Raw genomic sequence first — 19,130 nt, 5'->3', positions numbered from 1 at the left:
CCTCAGCACACTCCAAGTCAAATGTGACCTCAAGGGTTGCAGGGGGTTGCAGCGGCCTTGACCGATCGCCGACTCCGGACCACGCTGGCCGATATGTGATCCGCCGCACATTCGGCGGAGGGTTGGAGAGGAGACCGACGATGACGCAGGCCGCAGCAGCACCGTCCGCTCCCGAACCCGCACTCGCCAGCGGCGACGATCCGCGCGAGTTCGCCGCCGTGCTGCACGCCGTGTACGACGCCGCTCGCTCCGGGCGGCGCCTGCCCGCGCGACCGCGGTCGGTGATCGGCGAGTCGTGGGAGCGGGTCGCGCACGCGGGCGTCGACCCCGATCGGGGCGCGCGCCTCGATCCCCTCGGACCGTCGTTCGTCCAGCAGCGTCGAGCCGAATCGGGTTTGGAGTCGGTCCTGGAGTCGATCACCGGCAGCCTCGACGTGCTCATCTCCGGCAGCGACAATCTGCTGGTCATCGCGGACGCCACCGGCCGGGTGCTGTGGCGTTCGGGCGAATCGCGGGCACTGGTGCGCGCCGACCGCCTCGGCTTCGCCGAGGGCGCCTCCTGGTCGGAGAACGACGTCGGCACCAATGCGATCGGCACGGCGCTCGCCTCCCGCCGCGCCGTTCAGGTCTTCTCCGCCGAGCACTTCGTCCGCACCCACCACGCGTGGACGTGCACGGGTGCGCCGATCCACGACCCGCGCACCGGCGAGCTGCTCGGGGTGATCGACGTCAGCGGCCCGGCCGCGTCCATCCATCCGGCGACCCTCGCCCTGGTCGACTCGGTCGCCCGGCTGGCACACGCCGAACTGCGCGACGCGCATCGCATGCGGCTCGACGCGCTGCGCAGTGTCGCCGCCCCGATCCTGTCCCGCACCGCCTCGCCCGCGCTCGCCGTCGACCCGCACGGCTGGGTCGCGGCCGTCGACCGGGTGCCGCCGCAGCCGCGCATCGTGGTCCCGGGCGATCTGTCGGCGGGCCGCTCGATGATCGGCGGCATCGGCCTGTGCGAGGTCGATCCGCTGCCCGGCGGCTGGCTGCTGCGAGTCGTCGAGCGCGACGCCGCAGACGCCGGGACCCTCGTGCGTCTGGTCCCCGAACCCGACGGGAGCACCGCGGTGCACGTCGACTCCGGCGACGGCGCGTGGGTCCTCAAACCGTCGCCGCGGCACCTGCAGATCCTCGAGGCGCTGGCCGCGCACCCGGCCGGCCTGAGCGCGGCCGAACTGTCGGCGCACCTGTTCGGCGTCCCCGACCGGACGGTGACCGTCCGCGCCGAGATGTCCCGACTGCGCAAGCAGTTCGGTGGTCTCCTGGTCGCGGCCCCGTACCGCTTCGCGGGCAACGTCCACGTCGAGTGCGCGTCGACCGATGCCGCCATCTGACGCCTCGGCACCGGTCGTCTAGCCTGGATCTGGAAACGGCCGATGCTGGGAAGCCGGTGACTTGAAGGAGTCGCATGTTCGTCATCGCTCAGATCAGCGATCTGCATTTCGATGGCGACGCCGACCATCGGAAACGGGTCGCGGCGGTCATGGACTACCTCAACGGGCGGTGCGGCGGTCCGCGCGAGATCGACGCGCTGCTGGTCACCGGGGACATCGCCGACGAGGGACTCCCCGAGGAGTACCGCGAGGCGATCGATGCCCTCGCCACCGAGATCCCGACCCTGATGACGCTCGGCAACCACGACGACCGCGCGGCCTTCACCTCCGTCGTGCACGGCACGGCCGCCTCCGAGCCGGTGAACTCCGCACTGCGACTGTCGGGCCTGCTGGTGCTGGCGCTCGACTCGTCGATCCCCGGCCGGTCCGACGGCTACCTGTCACGTTCCACGCTCGACTGGGCTCGCACGCAGATCGCGCAGGCCGGCCCGGACACCGACGTCCTGGTCGCCTTCCACCACCCGGCCGTCGAGATCGGCATCGGCTTCATCGACGGGATGCGCCAACTCGATCCCGGGCTGCTCGAAGAGTTCGTCCGCGAGCACCCGAACATCGTCGGTTGCGTCTCCGGTCACGCGCACGCCGCCGCCGTCACGACCTTCGCCGGGCGTCCGCACGCGGTGGCCCCGGGTGTCTCGTCCACGCTGAGCCTGCCCTTCGAGGGCAGCGAGATCATCACCCCGGCCCACCGCCCGGGCGTCGCCTTCCACCTGATCGACGACGATCACCGGTTGACGACCCACTTCCGCGGCGTCCCCGGATAGCCGGCAGCCCGCCGGCTACGGCTCGTCGGACAGGTCGAAGGCCAGCCGGTTCAGCCCCGGGTGCTCGGGGTCCAGGTGCAGGCCCTCGTCGACCAGCCGGACGGCCTCCTCGCGCCCCTCGTCCGTGCCCGTCGACCATGCGATGAGCGCCGAGATCTGCAGGGCGCTGAGGGTGACGAGAGTCCAGTCGGCCGCGCGGGCCCGCTCGATCACCGAGTCGAGCAGCGCCCGCGCGCGTGCGGGACGGTCGGCGCGCATCACATCGGCGCGCGCCAGGTCGAGCCGCGCCCGCTCGAAGTCGACCGGCGCGTCGACGCTGATCTCGTCGTAGACGCGCGCGGCCCGGTCCAGGTACGACGCGGCCGCCTCGGCATCGCCGCCGAAGTACGCGGCCAGGCCGGCCGAGCGCAGCGCGTCCCCGAGTTCGAAGGGCGCCCCGACCTCGTCGAAGGATTCGATCGCGGTGTCGAAATCGGCGATCGCCTCGGCGAACCGGCCCAGGTCCATGAGCTCGGCGGCCCTCGCCTGGTGCAGTTCGGCGAGGTATCCGGGGTGTTCGTGGCCCGACGCCTCATCGAGCACCCGGGTGAAGGAGACGACCGCGTCGGCCGCCAGACCGGCCGCGACCTGCGCGCGTCCCAGCGTCCCGAGGGCGTTCGCCACGGCGAGGTCGTCGCCGCGCTCGGTCATCCGATCGACGATCGGTCGCAGCGTCTCCACGATCGTCAGCGGTTCATCGCCTCGACCGAGCTGAACCCGCGCCAGGTCGATCGCGCCGGCGTCGGCCTGATGATCGAGTCCTTCGACCATCCAGACGGCGACCGCCGCTTCATGGTCGGCGACCGCGCCGTCGAAGTCCTCGCTCACCGCCAACCGCAGCTCGGCACGGTGCGCCAGCATCAGCGCGCGCTGGGCGTACCGCGCATGCTCGACCGCCTCGTGCATCAGCTGCAGCGCGGCCGGTTCGTCGGTGAACGCCTGGATCTGGGCGGCGAAGCCCAGTGCTCCGGACAGCTCGGCGTGCGACTGGAGCCGTTCGTCCGGTGTCGACGCCGCCTCGACCGCCCGCCGCGCCGCGACGAGTGCGCGGTCGACGTCGGCGTCGGGCTCGATCCCCTGGGCGGCGTGCACCGACGCCGCCGTCAGGTGCAGCGCCGTCTCGATGGACGAGACGCCGTGCAGCAGCGACCGCGGCCCGTCGTCGTCCGCAGCCGCGTCGGCATCGGCCAGCGGCAGCTCGCCGCGCATCCCGCGGTCGAGCGCCGACAGTCCCGCCTCGACCGCAGCCACCGCCCGCTGGGAGTCCAGCGGGTCGACGGCGATCGCGACGAACCGCCAGTAGTTGGCCTGCGCGAGGGCCGACCACCGCGGGTCGGCCGGCGGCGCCTGGAGCAGCCGCTCGGGTTCCAGGCGTCCCTGTTGCACGTCTTCGACGTCGGCCATCAGCTCGGCCTGCGCGGCCATCGACGGATAGCGCTCGCGGGCCGACGCCGCGGCCGCGCGGAGCGCCTCGGACGCGGCGGCCGGGTCGGTGCGGCGCAGGTCGGCGGCCAGCATGATCTGTGCCCGGGCCGACTGTCGGCCCGACAGCTCGCCGACCCGACCGACGAGGGCCTCGGCGCAAGCGGCTGCGCGGCGGGTCGAGACGTTGGCGAACGCCCCCATCCCGGTCATCAGTTCGGCGGCGGTCCGGTCGCCGACCGCTTTGACGCGGCCGGTGGGACTGTCGGCGGCCGAGGGGTCCGCCGCACGCAGGGCGAGGAGCTGCTCGACGCGGCCCGACACGGCGTCGCCGCCGTTGCGGATGTCGAAGCGGCGCGCGACGTCCCGCGACTGCTCGGCGAGTTCGGCGGCCAGCTCGGCGGCCGACCGCAACTGCGCGGGACGCCCGACGTCCACCCGGTGCGCGACCACCGCGTCCGGATCCGACGCCGCCACCGATGCGAGCACCGCCGAGATCGCCGCCGCCAGTTCGGCGCGGTCGAGGTCGGTGAAGCAGGCGTCCAGATGCGGCAGCCGCGACAACGCCAGCCGATGCGCCAGGCGCAGGTCGCCGATCCGCAGCAGCGCCGGGATCGCCACGATGTGCGCGGTGCTCCCCGAGAACTGCCCGTACACCCGGTCGATGGCCTCCGCGGCGCGGGAGACGTCGGCGCGCCGCCCGGTCGCCGCGTACGCCTCGATGAGGGCGGCGTAGGTCTCGCCCGGATAGAAGCCGCATCGCTCGCCGTCGTCGACGAGGTCGGGTTCGGACAGGGCGATCGCCTGCTCGTAGTCGCCGCAGCGACTGTAGAGGGCGGCCACGCTCGCGCGCGCCCCCTCCTCGCAGGTTCCGGTCGGCGGGTCGAACTCCCGGCAGGTGTCGAGGATGCGGCGCGCCTGCGCGGCGTCGCCGCGGTGCAGCGCGATCTTGGCCTCCACCAGCCGCACCAGCGACGTCGAATCGTATTCGGTGCCGCGAACCCGGTCACGCCAGTCCGCCAGGAGCGCCTCCGCCTGTGTCAGAGACAGTTCGGGCACGTCGGGCATCGATTCGAGGAAGTCGACCATGGTGGTGTGGAGCTGTTCGAGCTGCGACGGTTCCAGGGCCGGCCGGATGCCCCCGGCGTCGTGGGCTCGCAGCATCCAGGCCAGCAGGGTCAGCACGTCGGTGGCGGTGCCCGACCACAGTGCGACGTACGCCGCCTCCAGCCGCACGACGAACCGCCAATAGTCCTCACCCAGTTCGTCGGCGCGGGCGATCAACGCCGGGAAGGGCGTGAAGTCCTCGTGCCCGAAGCGCGGGTCCGCGTAGCGGGCGTGCCAGAGGTCGTTGACCAGGGTCTCCAGTGCCGGATCGTGCGGGGGCCGGTCGGTCATCGGTCGGTCCTTCGGGTCGCGAGATCGGCGAGCAGCATGACGGCGGCGTCGACCTCGCCTGCGGCGTCGGCGGGCATCGACCGCCGGGCGCGGGTGAGCGCCTGGCTGTAGACCGTCCTGACGACCGCTCCGGCGACCGTCGCGTCGGTGAGCTCGGGCAGTCGAGCGATGAGCGGGTTGGCGACGTTCAACACCAGCATCGGCCGGGTCGGCACCGCCAGATCGTTCGCATCCACCGCGGCGACGGCCGCCAGCCACGCGTCGGGTTCGCCCGCGATCTCCGACAGCATCTCGTGCCGATCGCGCGCCAGCTTGGCCGAGTCGTCGGTCAGCAGCAGCGCCGACAGAGTGCCGGGCTCGATCTCGGTGAGCGCGACGTCGCAGCCGTACGGCGCGACCGCGGTGGAGGCCAGTGCCAGCGCCCCCGCGAAGCGGTCACGGGTGCCCGCGGCCACCTCGCCCAGCACCGACAGCAGCACGTCCTGCGTCACGTACTCGCCGACGATCCGGGGATCGGCGGCGATCAACGCCCGCACCACGCCCGTCTCGAAGGCGTGTCCGGCGTTGACCAGGCCGTACCCGCGACCAGCGAGGATCTCGCCCAGGACGCGGAAGTCGTCGACGCTCGCGGTGTAGCGCAGGTCGCCGAATCGGGCCCGGAAGGTGGCCAGCGGCATCGGGCCGTAGTTCGTCTCGAACAGAGCGTGCCGGTCCACGAAGTCGATCAGTTCCGGGCGATGCACCGCCAGCGACTTCACCCCCTGCTCGTGGATGCCCAGGAATCGCGCGCGCATCCCCGGCCGCTTCTCGAGTCCGGCGAGCCAGTCCAGGACCTGATCGCCGAGTGATGCGACGACCTCCTCGAACAGGTCGTCGCGCACCAGGTCCTCGCGCGAGGCGGTGGGGGTCAAACCGGTCGCGTCGACCACCACGCGGACGAAGTACGCCCACTCCGGGAGCAGCTCCGGCAGGCCGCCGATCAGCAGGCCCTTGACGTAGGCGCGGTGCTCGGCGCGCGAGACGAGGTCGCCGCCGTCGGGCCGGACGAAGGCCACGCCCCGCAGACCCGCCTGCGGCACCTCGACCTCGAAGGCGTCGAGCGGCGTGAAACCGAACTCGTCCTGGCAGTAGGCGACCTGCGCCGCGGCCCGACCGCCGCCGTCGAACAGCTCCGCCGGCGGGTTCACCAGCACACCGTTGACCAGGACCGGCGTCGGATGCAGTGCGGCGTACCCGGCCGCCAGGCGGGCGACGCGGTCGGCGTCGAACCACCGCTCGAATCCCGGGCGGGCGACGATCTGGACGGTGGTCCCGGTGTCGGTCCGATCACCCGCTGCCGTCTGCACCGTGCCGGCGGCGTCGCCGACCCAGTGGACCGCTGAATGACCGTCGGCCTTCGACGACACCTCGATCCGGTCGCCCGCGAGGAAGCCGCTCAGCAGCCCCACGCCGAACTGCCCGATCGTCGACTGTTCGGCGAAGCCCCACTCGTCCCGCTTGGAACTGCGGCCGATGGTGCCCAGCAGTTCGGCGATCTGACCGGCGTGCATGCCGACGCCGTGGTCGGTGACGGTGACGGTCGAGCCGTCGGCGCTGATCTCGATCGGGGTCGCGACCCCGATCACCGCCTGCGCGTCGATGGCGTTCTGCAGCAGCTCGCGGACGAAGACGCCGGGGTTGGTGTACAGGTTGTTGCCCAGCACGTCGATCAGGCCGCGCAGGTCGACGTCGAAGACCCCCGTTTGCTCCATGGCTCTCGATCCTACGGGCGCCGCCGGACCGACTGACTGGCCACCTGCCGAGACCTCGTCCGTCCCGCTGTCCGCGATGCGAGCTGTCATGCGACGGTCGCCGCGGAAGCACTTCGGCCCCCACCCGGAGGTGGGGGCCGAAGCCTTGGGTCGCGCGCGGCGCTGCTACAGGGCCGCGATGATGTCCTCGACGCGGTCCTTCGCGTCGCCGAACAGCATCTGGGTGTTCTCGCGGAAGAACAGCGGGTTCTGGACGCCCGCGTAACCGGCGGCCATCGAACGCTTGAAGACGATGACGTCCTTGGCGTTCCAGACCTCCAGCACCGGCATGCCGGCGATCGGCGAGCCCGGGTCCTCGGCCGCGGCCGGGTTCACCGTGTCGTTGGCGCCGATGACCAGGACGACGTCGGTGTCGGCGAAGTCGTCGTTGATCTCATCGAGTTCCAGGACGATGTCGTACGGCAGCTTGGCCTCGGCCAGCAGCACGTTCATGTGGCCGGGCAGACGACCGGCGACCGGGTGGATGCCGAAGCGGACGTCGATGCCCTTGGCGCGCAGCTTGGCGGTCAGGTCGGCCACCGGGTACTGCGCCTGCGCGACGGCCATGCCGTAGCCGGGGGTGATGACGACGGACTTGGCGTGCGAGAGGAGGTCGGCGGCCGCGTCGGCCTTGATCTCCCGGTGCTCGCCGTAGTCGGTGTCGTCCGCCGGACCGGCCACGATGCCGAAGCCGCCGGCGATGACCGAGATGAACGAGCGGTTCATCGCCTTGCACATGATGTAGCTCAGGTAGGCACCCGAGGAGCCGACCAGGGCACCGGTGACGATCAGCAGATCATTGCCGAGCAGGAAGCCCGAGGCGGCCGCGGCCCAACCGGAGTACGAGTTGAGCATCGAGATGACGACCGGCATGTCGCCGCCGCCGATCGAGGCCACCAGATGCCAGCCCAGGAACAGGGCGAGGGCGGTGATGACGGCGAGCAGGATGTTGGCGGACAGCTGGTTCGCGTGGGTGTCCATCGCGACGTAGAAGCCGGTGAGGACGAAGAAGACGACCAGCGAGCCGACGTTGATGAAGTTCTTGCCCGGCAGCATCAGCGGCGCGGACTTCATCTTCGCCGACAGCTTCAGGTTGGCGACGATCGAACCGGTCAGGGTGACCGCACCGATGAAGATGCCGATCGCGATCTCGGCTTCGTGGATGTTGGTCAGCGACCGCACGTCACCTGGGTCGACGCCGACGGCGTCGAATCCGCCGATCGCGCCGTTCCAGCCGATCAGCACCGCGGCCAGGCCGACGAACGAGTGGAGCAGGGCGATGAGCTCGGGCATGCCGGTCATCTCGACGATCTTGGCCTGCCACAGACCGATCAGCGCACCGATGACGATGGCGCCGGCCATCAGGACGACGGGCAGCCACTGGAGGTCGTAGTCCTCCAGGTCGAAGATCTTGTCGAGTGCCAGGGCGATGGTGGCGACCAGCGCGATCGCCATGCCGACGATGCCGTAGGTCAGGCCGCTGCGGGCCGACTCATGCTTCGACAGGCCGGCGAGCGAAAGGATGAACAGCAGCGATGCGATGACATACGCCGCAGTGGAGATTGCCGTGATTCCCATGGGTCACGCCCCCTTGCTGAACATGGCGAGCATGCGGCGAGTGACCGCGAAACCACCGAAGACGTTGATGGATGCGACCAGGATGGCGATCGTCGACAGGACCTGAATGGTCACATTCGTCGTCGCGAGCTGCAGCAGCGCGCCCACGATCACCACACCCGAGATGGCGTTCGTCACCGACATCAGCGGCGTGTGCAGCGCGTGTGCGACCTTGCCGATGACGTAGTAGCCGATGACGATCGCGAGCATCAGCACGGTGAAGTGCTGCGGGATCGGATCCGGCGAGAACGCGACGACGACGCCGAACAGGACGATCCCGACCAATGCCAGGGCCACCTTCTTGGTCGGCGACATCGGCTCCTTGGGCTCCTCGACCGCGACGGGTGCCGCCGCGGCCTTCGGCGCCGCCGACACCTGGACCGGAGGCGGCGGCCACATGCCCTCGCCGTCACGGGTCACGGTGATGCCTCGCTGGACGATGTCGTCCATGTCGAGGGTGAGCTCGCCGTCCTTGGCCGGGGTCAGCAGTTTGAGGAGGTTGACGATGTTGGTGCCGTACAGCTGCGAGGTCTGCGCGGCCAGGCGGCCGGCCAGATCCGTGTAGCCGAGGATCGTCACGCCGCCGTCGGTGACGACCTTCTCGTCGGCGACGGTGCCCGCGGCGTTGCCGCCGTTGGCCGCCGCCATGTCGACGATGACCGAGCCGTGCTTCATGCCGGCCACCGTCTCGGGGCTCAGCAGCTTCGGCGCCGGACGCCCCGGAATCAGGGCGGTGGTGATGACGATGTCGGCGGCGCGCGCCTCCTCGTCGTACATCGAGGCGGTCGCCGCCTCCTGCTCGGCGGTCATCTCCTTGGCGTAGCCGTCCTCAGACTTCTCCGCCTCGAAGTCGACCTGAACGAACTCGGCGCCCATCGACTCGACCTGCTCGGCCACCTCGGGCCGCACGTCGAAGGCGCGGACCACGGCGCCCATCGCCGAGGCGGCACCGATCGCGGCGAGGCCGGCGACACCGGCGCCCACGACGAAGACGCGTGCCGGCGGGATCTTGCCCGCGGCGGTCACCTGGCCGGTGAACATGCGGCCGAACTCGTGCGCGGCCTCGACGACGGCGCGGTAGCCCGCGACGTTCGCCATCGACGACAGCACGTCCATCGACTGCGCACGCGAGATGCGCGGGACCGCGTCCATGGCGAGCGCGGTGACGCCCGCGGCGCGCAGCTTCTCCACGAGCTCCGGATTGCGGGCCGGAGCCATCATCGAGATCAGCACGGCGCCGCGGCGCATGCGTGCGATCTCCTCGTCGCTCGGCGCGTTGACCTTCACGACGACGTCGGCGGCCCACACCTCGTCGGCCGTCCCGATGCGGGTACCCGCATCGACGAAGGCCTGGTCGCGCTGTTCGGCGCGTTCACCGGCACCGGCTTCGACGATCACGTCGTAACCGAGCTGCTGCAGTTGTGCCACCGTCTTGGCGGTGGCGGCGACGAGTGTCTCGCCGTCCTTTGATTCCCGGGGGATGCCGATCAGCATGTCACTGCCCCTCCCACACTCACCATTGAATTTTCACCTTGTCTCACTGGACGCGGCGCCCGGAGATCCGACGACGCCAAAGGCGAAAGACGTCAAGCAGCGGCCCGTCAGGATGTACGGGCGTCAGTTGCCTGCGTCGGCCAGTGCTTCATCGAACTCGCGCGACACGCCGCAGGCGGCCCGTGGACCGACCCTGCTGATGGAAAACGTGGCATGAACTTAGCACGCGCCCCCACTACCCCCCGGGGTCGGTTAGCTACGTCACTTACTGATAAGTAACCCCACCCGGCTCTCGCACCGAGCTCGCCGCATGGCGCCCGACCCGCCGCCCGAAGTACGAACCCTCGCCCAGTTGCGTGCCGCTGGCGTAGCCCTTTCCGTCCTGGGCGAGATTCGCCGCACATGCGCCGGCCGCGTACAGGCCGGGGATCGCCTCGCCGTCGGCCGTGAGGACCTGACCGTCGACGGAGGTCGCCATGCCGCCCACCGTGAAGCCTGCGTACAGGGCCTTGCCCAGGGTCATGTCGAACGCCGCCCACGGCCCGGTGTCCTGCGCCGCGAGGAACTCCGCACTCTTGTGGAAGTCCGGATCCTCGCCGACCGCGGCGTGCTCGTTGTATCGGTTCAGCGTCGCGGCGAGCGTCTCCCGATCCAGCCCGAGACCGTCGGCCATCTCCTCGACCGTCTCCCATCCGTCGATGAACGGCGCCAGCGGGAAGTCGGGGCGCTGCATGTGCGCCTCGTCGACGATGAGGTAGGCCGCACGATCGGTCTGGTCCATCACGAAGCCGGAGGTGCGCGAGTGGTAGGAGTCCTCGGCGACGAACCGCTTGCCCTCCTTGTTGACGATGATCCCGGTGAGCAGGATCGACGGCGGATACACCGGTGCGGTGATGAATGCTTGATCCATGTGCTTGAGATCGGCACCGACCGACGCGCCCATCCGAATGCCGAGCCCGTCGTCGTAGGTGCTTCCCAGAGTGAAGGGCTTCTCCGCGAGCTGCGGCACATACTCGGCGACCATGTCCGGGTTCATCACGAAGCCGCCCGCGGCGATCACCACCGACGATGCGCGGATGTACCCCTCGTCGGCCCCGGCCTTCCAGTACGCGCCGACGACGACGCGTCGGCCGTCGATCTCCTCGACGACGAGCTTGCGCGCCCCCACCTCGTAGCGGATCGGGACGCCCTGTTCGCCGAGCCGCTTGACCAGCAGTTCGATCACCATGCCGGCACCGCCGGTGTCGCCCGGCTTGGGCACCTTGTGCCCGCGGGGCGCCGGGACGGCCATCTCGCTGAACGGCCACACCTTCTCATTGCCCGTGTACATCAGTCCCTGGGTCTGCGGCTGGATGACCGCCTTCTCCGGGTAGTACGAGCGCTCGAACTGGAAGCCGAGCGATTCGAGCCAGTCGAAGTGCTCGACGCTGTCGTCACAGTAGGCCTTGATCTTCTCCGGCTCCGGCTCCAGCGAGACCGCGGTGATGTACTTGGCCATCTCCTCGGCGCTGTCGGGATGTCCGGTGGCCACCTGCACCGCGGTGCCGCCGCCGAGATAGAAGTGTCCGCCGGCCATGCACGTGGTGCCGCCAGCGGCGGCCGATCGTTCCAGAACCAGGACGGAGGCGCCGGCCGCGGCAGCTTCGACGGCCGCGCAGCAGCCGCCGATTCCGGCACCGATCACCAGGACGTCGACGGTGTCGCTGTACGCGGGGACGTCGGAGGCGTTGACGATTTCGGGGAGGTCGAGTCCGCTCATGGAGGACAGCCTAGACCACAATTAGAACGTGTTCTAGATAGTTGTCCGGTTCCGGTGGGCGCCGTTTCGGGCATGCCGACGTCGATGCCGCCGACACGGCAGAGACGAGGGAGGGTGCGCCGCCGTCTCCGGTGGCGCGCCCTCCCTCGTCCGTACTCCTGTCGTTCGTGCTCCCGTCGTCGCTCAGACGCCGCCGGAGGCGAGTTCGGAATCGATCCGCAGCAGACCGGACCCGTCGTCGCCGACGAGTTCCAGGCGCCCGACGATCTCGCTGACCGAGGACTCCTCCTCGATCTGTTCGGCGACGAACCAGTCGATGATCGGACGCGAATCGATGTCGTTGTGCTCCTGCGCGAGCCGGTACAGGTTCCGAATCGCTTCGGAGATCTCCCGCTCCGCGTCGAGAGCGATCTCGAAGATCTCCGCCACGGTGTCCGCCTTGATCGACGGCACCGTGACGTCGCCGATGATCGGATGGTTGCCACGATGCGTCAGGTGCTCGATCAGCCGGTCCGCGTGACCGATCTCCTCGGTCGACCGGCTGCGCATCCAGGCCGCCATCCCCGGCAGGTCGCGCAGTTCCAGGTCGACTGCGAGTTGCCGATACAGCATTGCGGAGCTGAATTCGCGAGTGATCTGACGGCCGAACTCGACTTCGAGTTCTTCAATCATTTTCATATCCACTCCCCTGCATATGGATTCCTCGACGAGGGCTTCGTCGCGATACGTCAACCCTAGGCCGGATAATGCGCCCCGACCAGCAAGGAAAGGGTCACCAACATACATTCGCGACGACTCGCACAGACGTCTTCGCCGAGACCCGACTCAGCTCCGGCGAGAGCGGAAACCCCGCAGCCGCAGACTGTTCGCGACTACGAACACCGAGGAGAAGGCCATCGCCAGACCGGCCATCATCGGGTTCAGCAGGGCGGCCGCCGCCAAGGGCAGCGCGGCGACGTTGTAGGCGAAGGCCCAGAACAGGTTGCCCTTGATCGTGGCGAGGGTCTTGCGCGACAACGCGATCGCGTCGACGACGGCCCAGAGGTCGCCGCTGACCAGCGTCATATCGCCCGCCTCGATCGCCACGTCGGTGCCGGTGCCCATCGCGAGTCCGAGGTCGGCCGAGGCCAGGGCCGCGGCGTCGTTGACACCGTCGCCGACCATCGCGACCACGCGGCCGGACTCCTGGAGTCGCCTGATCGCCTCGACCTTGCCGTCGGGCGTCACATCGGCGATCACCTCGTCGATTCCCACCTGCGCGGCCACATGGCGCGCGGCGCCGGCGTTGTCACCGGTCAGCAGCACCGGCCGCAGTCCCATCCGCTTCAGTTCGGCGATCGCCGCCGCGGACGTCGGCTTCACGATGTCGGCCACCACGACGACTCCGGCCACCGCATCGAGATAGGTCACCACCACCGGGGTCGCCCCGCGCTCGGAGGCGGCCGCGATCGCCGCGCGCATCCGGTCGTCCAAGGGCACCGGCACATCGCGCGGTCCGGTGACGCTCACCCGCAGTCCATCGATGAACGCGGTGACACCGGCGCCCGCCAGGTTGCGGAACTCGGCGGTCTCGGGCAGTGCCAGCCCGAGGTCGGCCGCATGAGCCACCACGGCTCGACCGATGGGATGCTCCGAGTTCGCCTCGACCGCAGCCGCACGTGCCAACAGATCGGCCTCGTCGACGCCGTCGGCGGGGATGATCTCCGCGACCGTCATCTCGCCGGTCGTGACCGTTCCGGTCTTGTCGAGCGCGACGGTGTCGACTCGCCGCGTGGACTCGAGCACCTCGGGTCCCTTCAGCAGGATGCCGAGTTGGGCGCCGCGACCGGTGCCCACCATCAGCGCGGTCGGCGTCGCCAGTCCCAGCGCGCACGGGCACGCGATCACCAGCACCGACACCGCGGCGGTCAGGGCCAGCGAGGCCCCGCCGCCCACCCCGAGCCAGAAGCCCAGGACGCCGGCGGCGATCGCGATCACCACGGGGACGAAGTAGGCGGAGATCCGGTCAGCCAGGCGCTGGACCTGGGCCTTCCCCGCTTGCGCGTCGGCGACCATCTTCGCCATGTGCGCCAACGCGGTGTCGGCGCCGACCGCCGATGCCTCCACCTCCAGCCGGCCGTGTGCGTTGACGGTGCCGCCGACGACGACGTCGCCCACCGCGACCTCGACCGTCATCGATTCGCCGGTGAGCATCGACTGGTCGACCGCCGAGGCGCCCGCGACCACGCGGCCGTCCGTCGCGACCTTCTCGCCCGGTCGAACGACGAAACGCTGCCCCACGGTCAGTTCGGCGATCGGGACGGTGACCTCGCGGCCGTCGCGCAGCACGGTGACGTCCTTGGCGCCGACCTCGGCGAGCGCTCGCAGCGCGTCGCCGGCACGCAGTTTGGACCGCTTCTCGAAGTAGCGGCCCGCCAGCAGGAAGGTGGTCACCCCCGCGGCGGCCTCCAGGTAGATGTGCGAGGAGCCGTCACCGCGCGAGGCGATGAGGTCGAAGCCGTGGGTCATGCCGGGGATGCCGGCCGTGCCCCAGAACAACGCGTAGATCGACCAGCCGAAGGCGGCGAGCGTGCCGACCGAGACGAGCGTGTCCATCGTGGTCGTGCCGTGCCGGGCACCGGCCAGCGCCGCGCGGTGGAACGGGAGCGCACCCCACACGATGACCGGAGCGGCCAGCGTCAGCGACAACCACTGCCAGTTGGTGAACTGCCAGGACGGCACCATTGCCAGGACGATGACCGGCAGGGACAGCACCGCGGAGACGATCAATCGCTGCCGCAGCGCCGCGAGCTCGGTTTCGGCTCGTGAAGGCGCGGCTTCGGCGGCGTCGTCGTCGGCCGCCGTCCCGGTCGGCGGCGTCACCGGCGATGCGTCGTAGCCGGCCGCCCGGACCGCACCGATCAGATCTTCCGGCGTGGTGTCGGCCGAGTACTCGACGTGCGCCTGCTCGGTGGCGTAGTTGACGGTTGCGGTGACCCCGTCGAGCTTGTTCAGCTTGCGCTCGATCCGGTTGGCGCACGAGGCGCAGGTCATGCCGATCAACTCGAGGTCGAGCTCGCGCTCGGCGACTATCGACTGAGTCATCGGTTCATTCCTTCCTGATCGTGTTCCATGACGGTGCCGTGGGCAGGCTGCGGATCGACGTCCCACGGGCCGACGGCCCGGCCGATGCCGAACATCGCACCGAAGACCACCGCGAGCCCGGCGGCGAATGCGGCGATCCGCACGCCGGACCCGGCTGCGGCGGTCACTGGACCCGGTAGCCGGCCTCGGCGACTGCAGCGCCGACGACGGCCGAATCGAGGGGCTCCCGGCTGGTGATGTCGACGCGGCCGCTGGCGACGTCGACGTCGACCTTCTCGACGCCTGCGATCTCGGAGATCTCCTCGCGCACCGAGGCTGCGCAGTGGCCGCAGGTCATGCCGGTGACGGTGATGGTGGTGATCTCGCTCATGATTGTCGAACTCCTCTGTTGTCGATTGCGGGGATGACGCTGATGCAGATGTCGATCAGGACTTGACGAGTCGAGTGATGGCCTTCATGGCCTCATCGACCTTGGCCGCCGCGGCGTCGTCGCTCTCACGCGCGGCTTCCACGACGCAGTGGTTCATGTGGTCGTGCAGCAGTCCCAGCGCGACCGACTCGAGAGCCTTCGTCATCGCCGACACCTGCGTGAGGATGTCGATGCAGTAGACCTCTTCGTCGACCATCCGCTGCAGACCTCGAGCCTGACCTTCGATCAGCTTCAAGCGCCGGATGAACTTGTCCTTCTCCGGCAGGTACCCGTGACCGGCGTGTGCGGTCGACGTCTCGTCGGCAGTCATCCCAGCTCCTTTCAATACCCCTATTGGGTATCTGACAACAGTTCTACACCCATTTTGCCATTACGTCTACCCCCTATGGGTATCGATAGCGGCTCGGGGAGTGTTCAATGACACGTCAGGCCCGAGCCGTGGCCGAATGGCGCAAGCGGGCGGTCAGTGGGGCTTCAGCGCCCTGGCCAGCCGTTTCAACGACACCGCGACGTCGTTGAGCGCCGCCGAGACCTCGCCGTCCTCCGTGAGTTCCGGCAGGGACTGCAACTGGGCGGCCGCATCCTCGACCACCGCGGTGAGCGAGACGATGTCGGCGGTGCTCGGCAACGCCCGCCGCGCGGTCGGCACCCCCATCCGGACGGGATCCCAGTTCGAGGAGATGACCTCGACCATCGGGGTCGTCAGCACCGTCGTCGCGCCGGCACGCACCTCGACCAGCCCGCCCGCGCTCTCATCGACGTCGTCGACGTCATCGGCACGGTGTCTGCGCCGCGGGCGCGGTGACGACGGCTCGCCCGACGGGCCGTCGGCCGACTCTGCGCTGCGACGACGCCATGCCTCCGCCTCGTCGGGTGCGGATGACGATTCGGACGAGGCGACGTGCCGCCCGACGTGATCGACGTCGTCCGGCTCCACGTCGATCACGTCGCCGGCCGGCTCGAACCGTGCCGGGCCGGACACCACCGACTGGGGCGCCACCGGCAGCGGCGCGTGGTGTTCGCCGACGTAGGCTCCGCGCGAGGTCGGCCAGGCGGGCGGCTCGGGATGGAAGCTGTTCTCCGGGAAGAGCAGCAGGTCGGTCTGCGGCAGCCCCTTCAAACTCGGCATCTCGGCGAACAGGTCGTCGAGCGCGCTGACGTTGAACGCGCCGACGTTGAACTCATCGTCCTCGGCAGCCGGCGCGTCCGCGGGCGTCCGGGCGGGTTCCGGCTCGGCATCCGACGGCCGCGACGGCGCAGGCCGATCGAATCCGGCTCGCCGTGCCCACTCGGGGACCGGAGCCTCGACCGCCTCGGGCTCGACGGTCTGGGGCTCGACGGTCTGGGCTTCGACGGTCTGGGCTTCGGTGATCTGGGCTTCGAGTGCGGGAGTCTCGGGTGCGGGAGCCTGGGAGGCGGGAGCCTCGAGAGCCAGGACCTCGGGCACAGGCGTCTCAGGTGCAGGGGTCTCAGGTGCAGAGGACTCAGATGCGGGCGTCTCAGGTGCAGGCGTCACGAGTGCCGGAGCCTCGAGTGCCGGCGGTCGGGCGGCGTCAGGGGCCTGCGAGACGAGCCCGCCCGGTGCGGCCGGAGGCGCCGCGAGCGACTCCTCCGGGGAGGGGGAATCCGGCACGGATCCAGTCCTTCGCGGCGGCGGTTCGGGGAAATCCCGCCCCACCGGCGCCGCATACCGATGCGGACCTCCGTGCCCGGCGAAGTACAGGCAGGGTGCGCCGTCGAGTGCCTGCATCGGGCACGGCGCCTCGTCGGTCAGGTTCTGTGCACCGCGCGCGTAGTCGCCCCACAGCAACCACCGGCGACGGCCGTTATGCGGTTGCGCACCGTCGGAGGCATGGGACCCGCTGTGCCCCTCTTGCAGGACACAACCCACCAGCCACTCGTGTTCGGGCGTCAGTGCCAGTGCAGCACGTTCGTTCGGGGCGGCGACGACCGACGACCAGCAACCACCACCGTGCATGTGCACATCACCTTCCCGTTGCCGAGCGCCTACCCACGTCCACCGTCGTCAATCCGTGAGCGCTTCAGGCGCCGTTCTCCGACGAGTCTACGGAGCACCTCCGACAGTGGCCATAGGCGTGGCACGCCGTCGGCGAAGCATCAGGCGCGCACCAGACCCGAGTCGGACACCGCCGCGACCGAATCGTCGACGAGTCGGAACAGCCGCGACGCCGCAGTCGCGTCGGAACCGGGGAAGTCGGAGCGGTGATGGCAGCCGCGGGACTCCTCGCGCGCGGTCGCGGCCGCCACCACTGCACGAGCGGCCAGGGTCAGATTCGCGTCCTCGATGTCTGCCACCGACCGCTGCACGCGCAACGGTGCCGCGTCGAGGAGCGCTGCGACCGAGGCCAGGCCGTCGGCGCTGCGATCCAAGGCGACCAGCGCCGACATCGCGTCCTGCAACTCGGTGCGATCGCATGCGGGCGCCGCGATCAGGTCCGGCAGGTCGCCGGTCGCCGGGGGCTGCGCCGCCAGCTCGATCGCGGTCTGTGCCGCCGCGCGCCCCATGACCAGTCCTTCCAGGAGGCTGTTGGAGGCCAGCCGGTTGGCACCGTGCAGTCCGGTGCGGGCGACCTCGCCCGCCGCGAGCAGGCCGGGGACGCTCGTCCGACCGCCGCTGTCGGTGACGACGCCGCCGCAGAGGTAGTGGGCGCCGGGAACCACCGGCAGCCGATCGTCGACGATCTCCAGACCGGACGCGCGGACGCCCGCGGTGACTGTCGGGAACCGCGCGGCGAAGTCGTCGATCGCCGACAGGTCGAGCCACACGTGCGGACGCCCGGTGCGTCGCATCGCCTCGGTGACCGCGCGGGCCACCACATCTCGCGGCGCCAGATCGCCCATCGGATGCACCCCGGCGGTCACGGAGGCCCCCTCGGCGTCCACGAGGACGCCGCCCTCGCCGCGCACCGCCTCACTGACCAGGGTGCGTCGTCCGCGGGCGCCCGGTACGTACAGCATCGTCGGGTGGAACTGGATGAACTCCAGGTCGGCGACGTGCGCGCCCGCCCGCAGGGCCAGCGCGATGCCGTCGCCGGTGGCTCCCGCCGGGTTGGTGGTCGCCGAGTACATGTGCCCCATGCCGCCGGCCGCCAGGAGCACCGCAGACGCGTGGACCACCCGCCGACCGCCGTCGCCGAGGTACTCCAGGCCGACCGCCCGACCGTCGGCGGTCAGGATCTGGGTGACGCACGCGTGGTCGATCACCTCGATCGCCGACCCGGCGACCGCCTCGACCAGTGCCCGCTGCACCCGCGCGCCGGTCGCGTCGCCGCCGGCGTGGATGATGCGGCGCACGCTGTGCCCGCCCTCTCTGGTGCGCAGGAATCGTCCGCTCGCATCGGCATCGAACCCCGCTCCCCAACCGACCAACTGGGTGACCGCGTCCCAGCCGTCGGCCAGGATCGGTTCGGATGCGCCGGCGTCGGTGAGTCCAGCGCCGGCGGCGACGGTGTCGGCCAGGTGCAGCGGCACCGAGTCGATGCCGTCGTCGGGGTCTACGACGGCGATCCCGCCCTGGGCGTAGAAGGTCGAGGTCGACTGCTCGGACCCGGCCCGCGCCCCCGCCTGCCCTTTCGTCAGCACGGTCACCGACAATCCGCGACCAGCCGCGGCCAGTGCCGCGGTCAGCCCCGCGATCCCCGCGCCCACCACCACCAGATCGGTCCGGACCTGTTCGCTCATGACTACTCCTCCGGGTTATCGACCACCGGTCGAAAACTGCGTCCGAGTGTACTCGCGGCACCTCCCCCAGGGCACGAAGTCAGCGCCCCCGTCGCCTCGCGTACGACATCAGCGCCCCGTCAGGCTGGTCGAGTAGCCCGCGAACGAAGTGAGCGAGCGTATCGAGACCCGAGCTCACAAGGCCTCGAT

14 protein-coding genes are annotated in these 19,130 nt (G+C 70.2%); 2 read left to right on the top strand and 12 right to left on the bottom strand.

What is annotated here, in order from left to right; translation table 11 throughout:
• Nucleotides 1-140: 140 nt before the first annotated feature.
• Together AAFO60_RS16145 and AAFO60_RS16140 are read left to right on the top strand one after the other, a co-directional pair.
• The gene (locus AAFO60_RS16145; protein WP_347957246.1) at nucleotides 141-1,382 is read left to right on the top strand and encodes a helix-turn-helix domain-containing protein; all 1,242 of its coding nucleotides are present in this window, start codon (nucleotides 141-143) and stop codon (nucleotides 1,380-1,382) included.
• 74 nt (nucleotides 1,383-1,456) lie between these two features.
• Nucleotides 1,457-2,206 (top strand): metallophosphoesterase family protein, encoded by a 750-nt coding sequence (locus AAFO60_RS16140; protein ID WP_347957245.1) that lies wholly within the window; start codon nucleotides 1,457-1,459, stop codon nucleotides 2,204-2,206.
• Between the two features lie 15 nt (nucleotides 2,207-2,221).
• Here the strand turns inward: AAFO60_RS16140 and AAFO60_RS16135 are convergent, their stop codons facing one another.
• The 12 genes from AAFO60_RS16135 to nadB form a co-directional block, all read right to left on the bottom strand.
• A complete protein-coding gene (locus AAFO60_RS16135) occupies nucleotides 2,222-5,065 on the bottom strand; it encodes a hypothetical protein (RefSeq protein ID WP_347957244.1) in 2,844 nt (947 codons plus the stop codon).
• Nucleotides 5,062-6,816: an HSP90 family protein gene (locus tag AAFO60_RS16130; protein ID WP_347957243.1), complete on the bottom strand. Its 1,755-nt coding sequence runs from the start codon at nucleotides 6,814-6,816 to the stop codon at nucleotides 5,062-5,064. Before AAFO60_RS16130 ends, AAFO60_RS16135 begins: the two co-directional genes overlap by 4 nt.
• A 165-nt stretch (nucleotides 6,817-6,981) precedes the next feature.
• Nucleotides 6,982-8,433, bottom strand: a complete 1,452-nt coding sequence (gene pntB / locus AAFO60_RS16125) for a Re/Si-specific NAD(P)(+) transhydrogenase subunit beta (RefSeq protein WP_347957242.1) — start codon at nucleotides 8,431-8,433, stop codon at nucleotides 6,982-6,984.
• Nucleotides 8,434-8,436: 3 nt separating this feature from the next.
• Nucleotides 8,437-9,966: a Re/Si-specific NAD(P)(+) transhydrogenase subunit alpha gene (locus tag AAFO60_RS16120; RefSeq protein WP_347957241.1), complete on the bottom strand. Its 1,530-nt coding sequence runs from the start codon at nucleotides 9,964-9,966 to the stop codon at nucleotides 8,437-8,439.
• Between the two features lie 265 nt (nucleotides 9,967-10,231).
• The gene (locus AAFO60_RS16115) at nucleotides 10,232-11,725 is read right to left on the bottom strand and encodes an FAD-binding protein (protein WP_347957240.1); all 1,494 of its coding nucleotides are present in this window, start codon (nucleotides 11,723-11,725) and stop codon (nucleotides 10,232-10,234) included.
• Nucleotides 11,726-11,908: 183 nt separating this feature from the next.
• On the bottom strand, nucleotides 11,909-12,397 hold the full coding sequence (locus AAFO60_RS16110; RefSeq protein ID WP_424326877.1) for a ferritin: 489 nt from the start codon (nucleotides 12,395-12,397) through the stop codon (nucleotides 11,909-11,911).
• 153 nt (nucleotides 12,398-12,550) lie between these two features.
• Complete coding sequence (locus tag AAFO60_RS16105) at nucleotides 12,551-14,809, bottom strand: heavy metal translocating P-type ATPase (RefSeq protein WP_347957238.1); 2,259 nt, start codon at nucleotides 14,807-14,809, stop codon at nucleotides 12,551-12,553.
• Entirely contained in the window at nucleotides 14,806-14,976 is a 171-nt protein-coding gene (locus AAFO60_RS16100) for a hypothetical protein (protein WP_347957237.1), read from the bottom strand. Before AAFO60_RS16100 ends, AAFO60_RS16105 begins: the two co-directional genes overlap by 4 nt.
• On the bottom strand, nucleotides 14,973-15,179 hold the full coding sequence (locus tag AAFO60_RS16095) for a heavy-metal-associated domain-containing protein (RefSeq protein ID WP_347957236.1): 207 nt from the start codon (nucleotides 15,177-15,179) through the stop codon (nucleotides 14,973-14,975). The genes AAFO60_RS16100 and AAFO60_RS16095 overlap by 4 nt, the downstream gene beginning before the upstream one ends.
• Before the next feature lie 55 nt (nucleotides 15,180-15,234).
• Entirely contained in the window at nucleotides 15,235-15,549 is a 315-nt protein-coding gene (locus tag AAFO60_RS16090; RefSeq protein ID WP_347957235.1) for a metal-sensitive transcriptional regulator, read from the bottom strand.
• 153 nt (nucleotides 15,550-15,702) lie between these two features.
• Nucleotides 15,703-17,217, bottom strand: coding sequence for a hypothetical protein (locus tag AAFO60_RS16085; RefSeq protein ID WP_347957234.1), 1,515 nt, complete (start codon nucleotides 17,215-17,217; stop codon nucleotides 15,703-15,705).
• A 140-nt stretch (nucleotides 17,218-17,357) separates the two neighbouring features.
• On the bottom strand, nucleotides 17,358-18,941 hold the full coding sequence (gene nadB, locus AAFO60_RS16080) for an L-aspartate oxidase (protein ID WP_432211721.1): 1,584 nt from the start codon (nucleotides 18,939-18,941) through the stop codon (nucleotides 17,358-17,360).
• Nucleotides 18,942-19,130: the final 189 nt, after the last annotated feature.

It is taken from the genome of Gordonia aichiensis (assembly GCF_039946255.1).
Classification (GTDB): Bacteria; Actinomycetota; Actinomycetes; order Mycobacteriales; family Mycobacteriaceae; genus Gordonia; species Gordonia aichiensis_A.
Note: the sequence above shows the minus strand (reverse complement) of the source record. Positions and strands in the feature narration are given on the sequence as shown.